Origin of the sequence: Fibrobacter sp., from assembly GCF_045131395.1 — a bacterium.
Taxonomy (GTDB): domain Bacteria; phylum Fibrobacterota; class Fibrobacteria; order Fibrobacterales; family Fibrobacteraceae; genus Fibrobacter.
Map to the genome: position 1 here is coordinate 347,705 of NZ_JBGUQY010000002.1, position 12,614 is coordinate 360,318.

7 protein-coding genes are annotated in these 12,614 nt (G+C 51.1%); 4 read left to right on the forward strand and 3 right to left on the reverse strand.

Annotated features, from left to right (window positions below; all coding sequences use genetic code 11):
- Nucleotides 1-24 precede the first annotated feature (24 nt).
- Both acpP and rnc read left to right on the forward strand, forming a co-directional pair.
- Nucleotides 25-264, forward strand: a complete 240-nt coding sequence (gene acpP, locus ACJMNB_RS01525) for an acyl carrier protein (RefSeq protein ID WP_072800986.1) — start codon at nucleotides 25-27, stop codon at nucleotides 262-264.
- A gap of 71 nt (nucleotides 265-335) precedes the next feature.
- The gene (rnc, locus tag ACJMNB_RS01530; protein ID WP_405338276.1) at nucleotides 336-1,154 is read left to right on the forward strand and encodes a ribonuclease III; all 819 of its coding nucleotides are present in this window, start codon (nucleotides 336-338) and stop codon (nucleotides 1,152-1,154) included.
- Here the strand turns inward: rnc and ACJMNB_RS01535 are convergent.
- From ACJMNB_RS01535 to ACJMNB_RS01545, 3 genes are all read right to left on the reverse strand, one after another.
- The gene (locus ACJMNB_RS01535; RefSeq protein WP_405338278.1) at nucleotides 1,146-2,336 is read right to left on the reverse strand and encodes a hypothetical protein; all 1,191 of its coding nucleotides are present in this window, start codon (nucleotides 2,334-2,336) and stop codon (nucleotides 1,146-1,148) included. The two genes, rnc and ACJMNB_RS01535, sit on opposite strands and share 9 nt — an antisense overlap.
- Complete coding sequence (locus tag ACJMNB_RS01540; RefSeq protein WP_405338280.1) at nucleotides 2,333-3,187, reverse strand: DUF4423 domain-containing protein; 855 nt, start codon at nucleotides 3,185-3,187, stop codon at nucleotides 2,333-2,335. The genes ACJMNB_RS01535 and ACJMNB_RS01540 overlap by 4 nt, the downstream gene beginning before the upstream one ends.
- Nucleotides 3,188-3,315: 128 nt before the next feature.
- Nucleotides 3,316-4,953 carry a fumarate hydratase gene (locus tag ACJMNB_RS01545; protein ID WP_405338282.1) on the reverse strand — a complete coding sequence of 546 codons (1,638 nt, stop codon included), beginning with the start codon at nucleotides 4,951-4,953 and terminating at the stop codon, nucleotides 3,316-3,318.
- 274 nt (nucleotides 4,954-5,227) lie between these two features.
- Between ACJMNB_RS01545 and ACJMNB_RS01550 the strand changes: the two genes are divergently transcribed.
- Entirely contained in the window at nucleotides 5,228-5,872 is a 645-nt protein-coding gene (locus tag ACJMNB_RS01550) for a hypothetical protein (RefSeq protein WP_405338284.1), read from the forward strand.
- Nucleotides 5,873-6,178: 306 nt separating this feature from the next.
- The gene (locus tag ACJMNB_RS01555) at nucleotides 6,179-12,610 is read left to right on the forward strand and encodes a glycoside hydrolase family 9 protein (RefSeq protein WP_405338286.1); all 6,432 of its coding nucleotides are present in this window, start codon (nucleotides 6,179-6,181) and stop codon (nucleotides 12,608-12,610) included.
- Nucleotides 12,611-12,614 lie beyond the last annotated feature (4 nt).

Genomic DNA, 12,614 nt, shown 5'->3' on the forward strand with positions numbered 1-12,614 from the left:
CAATCAATCCAAATGGAGATTACAATGAACGAAGAAATTTTCAAGAAGGTCACCGCTGTTATCGTTGACAAGCTCGGCGTTAAGGCTGAAGACGTGAAGCCCGAATCCGAATTCGGTAACGACCTCGGTGCCGACTCCCTCGACCGCGTGGAACTCGTGATGGCTCTCGAAGACGAATTTGAAGTCGAAATCCTCGATTCCGACGCTGAAAAGTTCGCCAAGGTTGCCGACGTGGTCGCCTTCATCGAAGCAAAGAAGGCTTAATTAGCTAGCTTCGAAGACGAAACTGGATTGGGTGGCCCGGACAGGGTTGCCCTTTTCTTTTTTAGGACGCTATGGAAAAAAATACACTACTACACAAAGTGCTTAAACTCTGGTTTCGCCAGAAGTCCGATGGCGGGCTTGAGGCGAAGCTCGGGTACCGGTTCAAGGACCCCGAACTGCTGGCGCATGCCCTGGTTCACCGCTCCTTCTTGACAGGAACGGACTTGCCCTACGAAAGTAACAACGAACGTCTGGAATTCCTGGGCGACTCGGTGTTGAACATGCTTACCACTGAATACCTTTACAGGACTTACCCCGATGACCCGGAAGGCGAACTTTCCAAGCGGAAGAGCGCCATCGTATCGGGCCACGCCTGCGCCCAGTCTTCCAAGGAATGGAGCCTGAGCGAGTACGTGAAGGTGGGCAAGGCCGAAGAAAGACTCGGCGGCCGCGGTAAAGAAAGCATTTTGGCCGACGCCTACGAAGCTGTGCTCGGAGCCGTGTACCTGGATGGCGGCCTCGAAGAAGTCCGCGCGATTCTGAATAAGTTCCACTTTCCGCGGGTGCAGGAGATTATCTCTGCCGAAGACTTTATCAACCACAAGAGTGAACTTTTGGAATACTTGCAGGGTAAGCTCCGCACCGTTCCGGAATACATCGTGGTGGATGAATCTGGTCCGGAACACCAGAAACTTTTCACCGTCGAAGTTCACGTAGACGGAAAAGTTTATGGCCGCGGACAGGGCGGCAACAAGAAGAAGGCCGAACAGGAGGCCTCCCGCGTGTCGTTAGAAATGCTGCTAGCCGAAGCCGCTAAGGCCGAAGCAGAAAAGGGCCCGGAAGAACCCAAGCCCAAGAAGCAAAAGCAAAGACACGTTGGTTTACCGTAAAAAGTCGCTGGGTTTGACTCCGTAGAGAACTATGTCGTCAATCCAGAATTCAGTGTTGTCGTAGGCGGCAATTGAAATTGTCGTCACGGCCTTGCTGATGACATCCCAGCCAAGGTTTCCGTACAGGTCGTCTCGCGGCTTGAAGTTCGCTGGTTTTATGCTGACCCGCTTCCATTTGTCGCTTGTATCCAGCGTGTCGTAGGCGAGCGTCTTGCCTTCGGTATTGGAACTGCCCAAAGTTTCAAATGCAATAGAAATGACGCCGGTTCCGCGAGCGTAGAATACGATGGAGTCCGTGGCGGACAAGTCGCAGGGAGATTCTTCCTTGCAAATCCAGGTTCCAAAGAAAGACCACTTGCCGTATTTTGCTGATGATTCCCAGTGCAGGGCCTTGCCTTTGCGATCGGCGCCTGCCTCGTCAATAAACTTTGCCAGGTCTTCGTTGATGTCGGGAACAGTCTTGGTGGCGGTATCAGTGGCGGCCATGTAGCCTTCTACCGTAATGCCCAAGTCGACAATGAACTGGTCTTTGCTGGCCGATTCGAAATCTAGAATCTTGACGGAATCAGGCTGGAAGGTATAGGCGTAGGTAGAAGCTTCTTCGCCGGTGCTGACTTTTGCCGTGTTCTCTACGATGCTGTCGCCTACGATGTAGCGCAATTCATAATCGAATGGCGGTAGGGAATCCATCTCGTAAAAGCCTTCGCTGTCGGTTTTTACCAAGCGGTCGGTGCCATATACCTGAACCCAGGCGTAGTCTACATGGTCGGGCAGGTAAACCTTGCCACGCAGGCTTCCCGTCTTTTCCATGACGTACTGGATGGAGTCTCCATCTTGAACGTCTTCGGCGGAAATCTTCTTGAACAGGCCTTCGCCCTTGTCGACAATCTCAAGTGTCGCCACATCTACGGCGAGGCTATCGATGCGGATTTGACCCAAGGAATCCGTCGTGAATTCTTTGAAGAATTCGGTCTTTGAATCTACGGAATTTTCGGTAACGCTCCGGACGAAATCGACGGAGCGCATGCGGGCCACCACGTTTGCTGCAGGCAGGGAATCTTCCCGAACGACTTGAATCAGGAAGGCGTTTTCTGTTTCGACAGTGCTGATGCCGGCCACATCTTTTTCGTTGGAGCAGGCCCAGAAGGCGAGGGGAGCAAGGAATAAAAGCAATCGTCTCATCTTTTGGCCCCCACTTTTTTAGTCTGCGTGTCCTTGGATACTTCGGCCACCGGGTAAAAGGCGAATACGAATTGCATGGCGCGGTTCGCGTCTTTCACTTCGGCCACTCTCTTTTGTACTTGGCGCCTGAACTCAATGGTCATCTCGTTCAGGTCGGCAAAACATTCGTCATCGACACCCACCAGCAGTGAAGAGATGTTTCGCTTTGCGGGTTCTACTGCAATCAGGGCATTCTGCGCTAATGCCAAAAGTTGGTTCTGGTAGCTGCGAATGGCGGCGGTCTTTGTGGCGGAACCGGCCGAGGTAAAGTTGGCGGTAGTGGCTGCGTAGCGTTCCGAGGCCAGGGGCGTAATCAGCTTCAAGTCCTTCAGTACGGTAATGGCTTCGCGAATCTGATCTTCAGAAACCGCGGGCGAAATCTGCTTTGCCAGGCGTGAAACTTCGGCATGTCCTCCGTTCATCTCGATGAGGGCGCGCACCACGGGAATCCACCACTTGCTCAGGAAGAGGTATTCGCTGGCGCTGAACTTGCGCAAGTCCACGTCTTGCAGCGAAAGGGCCATCTTGTAGAGTTTTTCTTTTTTCGCCTGGGATTTTGCCTTGGCGGCGGCTACCAGGATTTCAAAAATTTCGCCACTGCGCCCTTTCAAGTCCAGCAGGGTCTTTGCCAGGGGAATGCTGTGGTTCGGCAGGTGCAATTCCTTGTTCAGCACGCGGAAAATCTGGCTCGTTTCGAGCCCTAGCTTTTGCCCCATAAGCTTATAGGAATACAGGGGCATGTCCAGCTTGCGCTGGGTATAGTAATTCTTCAGCAGATCCCTGTAGTCACTGATTTCGTTAATGTTCAGCATAGGCTAGTTCTCGAAAAAATTTCTCCAATTAATAAAATAACCTTTTCCCTTGGGAAAAGGCTATAGATATAAAAAAAGCCTTTGAAAAAATGTCAAAGGCTTATGAGACTCCGTATTTGGCTATCGGATTACAGCAGATCCTTGAAGAAGTCGTTGCCCTTGTCATCCACGAGAATGAAGGCGGGGAAGTCCTTGATGGTAATCTTGCGGATAGCTTCCATACCCAGTTCCGGGAAGGCGACGATATCGTTGCTGAGAATGTTCTGTTCGGCGAGGATTGCTGCCGGGCCACCGATGGATCCCAGGTAGAAACCGCCGTACTTGTGGCAAGCGTCGGTCACATCCTGGCTGCGGTTACCCTTAGCCACCATGATCATGGATGTGCCCTTGCTCTGGAAGCGCATCACGTAGGGGTCCATACGGCCTGCGGTCGTGGGGCCGAAGCTTCCGGTGGGCATGCCTTCCGGAGTCTTGGCCGGGCCGGCGTAGTAAATCGGGTGGTTGCTTACGACTTCGAGCACGGTCTTTTCGATATCGGTGAGGGCTTCGCCCTTTTCCTGCTTGTCGAAGATTTCGGCGATCTTGGCGTGAGCCATGTCGCGGGCCACAATCATGGTGCCCTTCAAGTTCAGGCGGGTCTTGACCGGGTACTTGGTGAGTTCGGCAAGAACTTCCTTCATCGGGCGGTCGAGATCAATTTCCACAGCCGGAGCCATGTTCACGGCATCGCCCTTCGGCAGGTACTGTTCCGGATGGTGTTCCATCTTTTCGAGCCAGAGACCATTTTCGTCGATCTTTGCCTTGATGTTACGGTCTGCAGAGCAGGAGACGCCGATAGAAACCGGGCAGCTGGCAGCGTGACGCGGGCAGCGGATCACGCGAACGTCATGCACAAAGTACTTGCCGCCGAACTGGGCGCCAATGCCCGTCTTCTGGCAGATGTGGAGAACCTTTTCTTCCATTTCCACGTCGCGGAACATACGGCCGCCTTCGGAACCGGTGGTCGGAAGATCATCGAGGTAGCCGCAGCTAGCGAGCTTCACGGTGTGGGTATTCATTTCGGCGGAGGTGCCGCCAATCACGATGGCCAGGTGGTACGGGGGGCATGCGGCAGTACCGAGAGTCTTTACCTTGTCCGAAATAAACTTTTCAAGGGACTTGGGGTTGAGGAGTGCCTTGGTCATGGGCCAGTAGTAAGTCTTGTTGGCAGAGCCACCGCCCTTGGCCACGAACAGGAACTTGAGGTCGGCGCCTTCTTCGGCATGGATGTCAATCTGGGCCGGAAGGTTGCAAGCCGTGTTCTTTTCTTCGTACATGGTAAGGGGGGCAATCTGGCTGTAGCGAAGGTTCTTGCCGGTGTAGGCGTTGTAGATACCTTCGGAGATTGCTTCGGCGTCATCGCAGCCGGTCCAGACTTGCTGGCCCTTGTGGCAAATACAAATGGCGGTACCGGTGTCCTGGCAGAAGGGGAGGATTCCCTTGGCGGCCACGCAGGCATTCTTGAGGAGCGTGAGGGCTACGAACTTGTCGTTGTCGCTGGCCTCCGGGTCCTGGAGGATTTTGGCGACCTTCTGGGTGTGGGCCGGGCGGAGTCTGAAGCTCACTTCTTCGAATGCCGCCTGGGCAATCTTGGTGAGGGCTTCGGGAGCCACTTTCAGGATTTTCTTGCCTTCGAATTCGGCGACGGAAATGCCGTCCTTGCCGAGGTTCACGTATTCGGTAGTGTCTTTGCCGTGTTGCACGGTCGCTTCGTACTTGAATGCCATATAGAATCTTGGGTTGATTGTTCTACTAAGTCTTCCCCGCGAAGGCGGAGAACCTTCAATTAATGCGTGTAATTTAAAATTTCTAGCGGCTTTAGTCTAAAAGTCTCCGACTGAATGGAGTCTTTTTGCTTGGGGTAGTGTGAGGAATATCGCAAAAAGGCGATGAAATATCAAAAAAGGGGGACAATTTGTACTTTTTTTATAAAAAAGTTGGCGAACGGCCTAAATATGTACTATTTTTTACACCGTAAAAGTTTAAACTGAAGAGGATACTATGAAGATCAAGACTCTCATGTTGGCAACCATGCTTGCCTCTGCTGTTGTTTTCGCAGCCCCCGCCGCCAAGGATGCCAAGGCTGCTGCCCCGGCTGAAAAGGCCGCTCCTGCTGCTGAAGCCGCTGCTGCTCCTGCTGCACAGCCTGCCGCCGAAGCCCCCGCAGCCGCTCCTGCTGCTGCCCCTGCTGAAGCTGCTGCTCCCGCTGCTCAGCCTGCTGCCGAAGCTCCGAAGGCCGAAGCCGCTGCTGCTCCTGCCGCCGAAGCCGCTCCTGCTGAAGCCGCTGCCCCTGCCGAAGCCGCTGCCCCTGCCGAAGCTGCCGCTGCAGCCCCGGCTGACTCTGCTGCCGCTCCTGCCGAAGCCGCTGTAGCTGCCGAACCAGCCAAGGACACCGCCGCTGCCGAAGTGCTCGAAGCCAAGGCTGAAGAAGCTCCGGTCGATAGCGCTGCTCTCGCCAAGGCCGAAGAAGAAAAGAAGGCTGCCGAAGCTGCTGCTAAGGCCAAGGCCGAAGAACAGGCTGCTCTCGAAAACAGCTCTGCCGGTTCTGCAAAGACCACCATCATGGAAAACCCCTGGGAATTCCTGATCGTGTCTGCCGCCTTCGTTGCTTCCGTGCTCGTGATTATCTTCACCGGCAAGGACTAATCTAGCGGTTCAAAATCCATAGGTTTTATGGGCTGATGCTTCCGGGCGTCAGCTCTTTTTTTTGGTTATTCATCTATGTAAATTCCTGTTAACAATTTAGGCGTTTTTCTTACCAAAATATGTTATGTAAAATAGCGTGCTTTAAATCATTGATTTTTGCCGTTTTTGAGAGCAAAAAGGGAACATTTTCTGTTTTTAGATAGTCCGTTTTGGGCTTTATAAATCTATTTTTAGATTTGTGTATTTGGGATCTTTGAAACGGGTATCAGCAGTACCCGTGTTGGTTGTATTATAAAGGAGGCTTTTGTGCCCGTTAAAAAGAATCTGTTTGCCGCACTAACCATGGCAGTGCTTGTTTCGGTTGCGTTTGCTGCCGAACAGGAACAACCTACTCCCTACGACCTGATTCGCCCAATCTATCCGCTGACTTGGGATACGACTGTCTTTGATCATTACGACACGACGGTTACTGTAAAGCACAACATGGTACCTAAGAACCGCACTCCGGCCTCTTATGTACCGAATGCCCTTATTCCCGATACCTTGAATCAGGCTTATTTGGATGCGATTAACTACCGCATGTCGCCAATCCGTATCAACCAGGCCGGTTATTTGGAAAGTGATCCTGAAAAGCAGTTCTACTACGTGGGTACGGCAACTACTTTCGAAGTGGTGGATATCGATGGAAAATCCCTCAGTCCGAAGGTGACGGGCTCATTTACCAGTAGCGGTCAGCAGACGTCTTCTGACTGGACTATTATCGCTGGTACCAATGCTGCCACCAACGACCAAAAACGCTACCAAGTTGACATTACCGGCCAGTCCGGCATTATCCAGGTGGGTCGTATTCCGGGCAATGTTCCTACAGAAACCCGTTTGCGTATCAAGGTTGGCAACGATATTTCGAGCACCTTCATTGTGAGCAATAAGGTGTATTCCATGGTGAAGGACGCCGCCCTGAAGTTCTATGGCATTAACCGTAGTGGCTATGGCGATTCCTGGTTCCACGATCCAAGCCATACCTTGGATGGCGGCGCATCTTCTGATTCCGGTGTATATTCTTTTGACCAGTCTTTGGCAGGAACTCTGGAAGGTGGCTATTATGACTGCGGTGACCATTTGAAGGAATCCCAGACGCAGATGTATGCCTTTATGGTGGCGGCTGTGATGGCTGCAACCAATGCGGATGCCGACGAAGACCATTACAAATTTAACCAAGGAGAAGGCGGCAACGACGGTATCCCGGACATGTTGCGCGAAGCGAAGCATGGTGCCGACTTTGTATTGCGCGCTTACAAACGTGCAAAGGGTGTTATTGACGACATGGCCCTTTCTGTGGGTGATTTTGGTTCGGACCACGGTTGGTGGGGCCGTCCGGAATCTCAGGACAAGCTGCCTTTGGATCCCAAGAAGGGAGACCCGGCACTTCGCAGAGGTGGCCCGCTTTCTAGAACGGTGCGCTTGGGTGAAATCGGCGCGAATATTGGCGGTGAGACTGCTGCGGGTCTTGCCATTATGAGCAAGATGTATGCCGAATATGACAAACCCTTCGCTGATAGCTGCTTGAAGGTCGCAAGGGAAATGTATAAGTTCGGCAAGGACCTTGCCCAGGGAAAAACCTTCACGCACAATAAGAAGGCTGCCGGATGGTCTAGCCCCGCCTATAACGGTAACAACGAATTCGTGGATGACATGGCCTTGGCTTCTGTAGCCCTCCTTTATGCGACGGGTGAAAAGGAATATGCCGATGACATGATTCGCAACCCCAATATGTATACCGGTCAGCAGCTGCCTGACCAGGATGGCCCTGGTTATTTCAAGGGCGGTTGGTTCGTGTCGCCTGACAAGGGCTTCTTGAAAAATGGCAAGAATACCAGTTGGGCAAACTCTTATGCCTATGCCACCTATGCACTTTACAAGTTGATTCTCGCTGACGAAAATAAGGCTATCAACGAATACGGGCTTACTGCTGACGAACGCTTGAATGCGATTGAAGACTGTATCGTGAATATGATTTTCAATTTGGGCGATGTAAGTAAGGGTACTGCGACGATTGTATTGCCCAAGAGTACTGGCTGGAACGGAATCGGCTGGAAAATGAATGAAGTGAAATATGACCCGATTTGGTATTCCATGCAGACGGACCAGGATTGGATTTACAACCGTTACCAGGCGGGCAATATCTTTGAAGTCTTGGCCTATGCCGATGTGGCAAAAGATATCGAAAAGCAGAATCTGACACTTCCGAATATGGGTGCTGTGGATTGGAAGGCCGATGAAATGCGCCAATTGGCTATTAACCAGTTGAACTACCTGTTGGGCGTGAACCCGTGGGATGTGTCGTACATCTTGGGTATTGGTGACAAGAACGATGCTCATCCCCACCATCGTGCGGCAAACCCTGAAGGCAAGAATATGCCGGGTGCTGCTTACACGTATAAACCGCCTGTGGGAGCCCTTTATGGTGGCGTTGTGCCGGGAACGACGAATTCCATTGTTCCCGACAACAAGAGCTGGGAAGACTATCATAAGTCTGAAACCTGTATTGACGCTGCCGCCACTCTCGTGAGTTCGGGTATGCTCGCCTCTGCAAAGTTCGACCGTACGGTGGCTCCGGGTGTGAACGTGGAAATTCGCCATGTAAGCACGGACTCTGCCATTGTGATGGTTAAGCTTTCTAATCGCGGTACGGTGAACCTTTATTACGGTACTAGCGAAACAGCGATGAACGAAACTGTTGTCCCCGATAGTAATGTGGCGGGAGTACAGCATGAAATTATCTTGCGTGGACTCCAGAACGGTACCACCTATTATTTCTATGTGTCTGGTGCAAATGCCTATAATCCGGAAAACATTACGCTCAAGTACATGGTCGATAGCACCAAGACTCCGTTCAGCTTTACTACGCTCAACTCGGTAGAAAGTGCCCAGATTACCAACGTGACCGTCTGTAACCTGTTTGGCGATAGTGCCGAAGTCATGTGGTACACACCGAACGGCGAATACGAATCCAAGATTTATTGGGATACTGTTCCGCATACGAATGCCTCTGAATATGCCTTTAACAGTGGTTCCGGCAATGCAGACGTGTCTGGCATTCCGACCAAGTTCCATTACGTGAGGATTGGCGGCCTTAAGGAACAGACAACTTACTACTACATGGTCGAAAGCAATGGACAGTTTGCCAATGTGGATGACAAGACGGGTGAAATGCTCAAGTTCACGACGCCGGTGATGTGGTACGACTTTAGCGTGCGTGCTTATCAGTATGTGGATAATGGACTCGACGCCTTGGACCTCAATATCTACAATAATGAATCTAGACCGTTCGATAGTCTTGAATTGCGCTTGTACTTCACGGCTACACCCGAAGAGGTTGAAAATTGCGCATTCCTTGTGGATACGGATATTCTACAGGCATATGATGAATCCGGCTTTAACCATCCGCTTCTTGACAAAGATGGAAATGATGTCGGTAATACGGTCCGCATGCTTATGAGAAATGCCCAGCCGGTACCTTTGCAAGATACCTACGATGCCTCAACAGGCAAGAAGTCTTACTACTTCCCGGTACCTCTTGGTCCTGCTGAAATGAAGTCTGCTTCTAGAATCCGACTTGATTTCGATTTCTCTTATGGTATTACCAATAATGGGAAAGATTGTGAAACGCTTCGCCAACGTCAGAAAAAACAATTGGGCGTAAATACTGGCGACTGGTCTTGGGCTCCGCATGAATTCCTGGTAGATGGAGCTGATTACGATGGCATGCCGGTCGAAGGCAAGGACTATGGCGATTTCGATACGGATATTCCGATAAATCAGTTTATTACGGTTTACCGTAAGAACGAGTTCATTTGGGGCTACAGCCCGTCTCGTCAGGAAATGACTACCAAGAGAGCTCATTACAAAATGGATGTGACCTTGGATGCTCCGTTCAATGTGTCTGACGGTTCTTACGTGCAGATTGACCAGACCAGTAGCACGGTGTATGTGAAGGGCTATGCTCATATTTCTGAACAAGGCTACATTACTCGCATTTGGGCTAATGGTAACGAAATCAAGGCTCACGTCGACCGCATTGGTAACGAAATCTTCTTGATTTCGGATAACAGCGAGGTGATTGCACACTATAACGTGACCGATGGCGGTGGCGTCATTGACTCTACCGGACTTTGGTCCCTCAATATCCCTGTGAAGATGAAGATCGGTAGTAACAAGATTGACTTGACCATCTTTGCGGGTGCTGACCCTGAATGTGAAGAATGTTCCGAAAACGGTGGCTGCGCCTTTATTAACCGCACCTACTATGTGCAGTTTACGCGCGGTAACCTTACGGCATCTAGCCTTACCATCAAGGACGAAAAGGGTAACCCCGTGGCGTCTCCTGCTGATCCTGCGAATACCCGCTTCTACATTTACTTGAACGATAAGGATAAGGCCGGTACCTCGGCTCCGATTGAAGTCCTGGTGATTAACAATAGAAAGAACGATACCTTGAAAGTCAAGATGGTGGAAGACGCTTCGAATCCGGGCAGCTTCAAGAGCTCCGCCGCGATTACGGCTTTGTCCGTGGCTCCTGGAGCAAGAAACGGCACCCAGATTTCGTTCTTTGCGGGCGATACGATCCAGGTGGTTTATATTGACCCCGATGATGAAGAAGATGTTTCGAAGCAGAGCTTCTTCTCTGAGTCCAAGTATCCTGAACCGACAAAGGTCTTGGCCAAGGATAGCGACTGCGACAATATTGCCGACAAGTTGGTGGTTTCCTTTAGCAATACGCTTATTGCCGATTACAGCTTCGACAGTATTCGTGTGTACCTGCCTGGCATGGCTGACACGGTTACGCTTAAGGTTGACGCTGCGAAGGCTAAAGACCAGAGCGACGTGGTTATTGACCTGCCTGCAACGCTTGGAATCGAAGCGACGGCGGCCCCCTCGGGTATGTCGACGGTGTATATGAAGGCTGAAGGCGCAACCAATGCCAGCAGGATGGCCATTACCGATGGTATCTTGCCGCAGCTCTTGAGCGTGACGATTCTTGAAAATCCTGACCATCAGTACGAACAGGATACCTTGATGATTGCCTTTACTGAACCGGTGATGCTGAATTCGCCGAGCGTCTGGCCCCTGGAAATTATGGGTGCCACGGGTGCTGCCATCAGCGTGGTGGGCAAGGCGACAACTAGTAACGACGGCAAGAGCTGGCTCTATGCAATCTCTGGCAATACCGACGGCAACATTGTCAAGGAAGGCGTGACGGTAACGGTCAAGTCGAATATGGTGGCCGACAAGGCTCTCAACTTGTTGGATCCCACTCAGGCTTGTACGCAGATCAAGGTGGTTGAAACTCCGAGACCGGTGCCTGTTACCCTCGCCGAAATGCGTGACCTCGAAGGTGACGGCTATGTCAATGAACTCTATCTGCGATTCGAAAAGAAGCTCCGTCCCAAGGACATGCTGGACAGCTTTGTGGTGGAATGGGGCCTGAATGGCGAAGTTAGGAACCTGCTGCCGGAATGGGAACATACCTATGAATATAGCCAGCATACCGAAAATGTGCTGGGCCCGGATTCTTCTATTGTAGAAGTCACAGTAGACGATACTGTGTCGGTGATTATAATCAAGTTTACATCCGAAAATTCCTTTGTCTACGGATCGACAACAGGACCTTACGATTCTTATGGCCGCGTAACGCCGCGCCTGGGCCCCGAAGGTGGATTCTTTGATAAGTTCTATCCGGTTGTAGATAAGTGCCCGCCTGTCATTTTGACCGCTATATGGCAGGATATTGATGCAAAGGAAGATACTTATGGTACGCTGGACATTTTGACGCTTACGATGTCTGAACCTCTGGATACGATGCCGGAACACCCCTATGTGGTGGAACGCAATCGTGATGGTAAGGCGGGAGTGTTCTTCAGTCCCAAGCAGAATCCCAATGTATCGCTCAATTATATCATGAATTCTACTTCTGCTAAGCTGACTTATAGGCACAAATACGATGAAGCCATCTGGATTGCGGACTCGGTGCGCCTGATTTCGGATTCCGAAACGAGCTACTTTAAGGATAAGGCTGGCCAGTACGCCGGATATGCAACGCCTTGGGTGCCGGTAACGGGTTCTGTGTCGAACATCCGGTTTACGATTACGGCCGTGGATGGCGTGACTAAGTCCAGGAGCCCGGATTCCGTTTACTATGGTGGCATTCCGCTTAGCGAAGATATCAACTTCCGCTTGACCACTTTGGATAAAATGGGTGAAACGGTTGTGTTGGCTGAAGGTGAAAGCGAATTGCACGATGTATTTAGCGCTCCGATCAGAAATTACCACCATGCTGGTCCGGTGTTCATGATCGAAATTGCTTTGCCCGATGTGCTCGACAAGACTGAATTGGGTGAGGCAAAGCGAGACTACAAGGTGAATCTGGAAATGGATGCCTTTAACAATATGGGCTCTTTCGTGAACAGGGCAACCTATTCCTTTATGTCATCGCAGATGCAGGAATACATTTCTGTGGGTAGCGTCTTGACAGTATACCTGGAATGGTGTGCTCCTGTGGATTATCCGGTTAGCTCTAAAGGCAAGAAGATTGGTACTGGCCCTTACATTGCGAAGTTCCTGACCGATGCGAAGAGCGAATACTTGCCGCAGAAACCTGACGAAGGGGACCGCACTGAAACGTTCAAGGAAGACGATACGTTTACCAAGACGTTCGGTTTCAGAAGAGCTAGGAAGTAAAAAT

What these genes read in the sequence shown, in the direction of transcription:
- ACJMNB_RS01550 (WP_405338284.1), top strand. Translation starts at nt 5,228, where the DNA reads ATGAAGATCAAGACTCTCATGTTGGCAACCATGCTTGCCTCTGCTGTT.
- ACJMNB_RS01540 (WP_405338280.1), bottom strand. Translation starts at nt 3,187, where the DNA reads ATGCTGAACATTAACGAAATCAGTGACTACAGGGATCTGCTGAAGAAT.
- ACJMNB_RS01535 (WP_405338278.1), bottom strand. Translation starts at nt 2,336, where the DNA reads ATGAGACGATTGCTTTTATTCCTTGCTCCCCTCGCCTTCTGGGCCTGC.
- acpP (WP_072800986.1), top strand. Translation starts at nt 25, where the DNA reads ATGAACGAAGAAATTTTCAAGAAGGTCACCGCTGTTATCGTTGACAAG.
- rnc (WP_405338276.1), top strand. Translation starts at nt 336, where the DNA reads ATGGAAAAAAATACACTACTACACAAAGTGCTTAAACTCTGGTTTCGC.
- ACJMNB_RS01545 (WP_405338282.1), bottom strand. Translation starts at nt 4,953, where the DNA reads ATGGCATTCAAGTACGAAGCGACCGTGCAACACGGCAAAGACACTACC.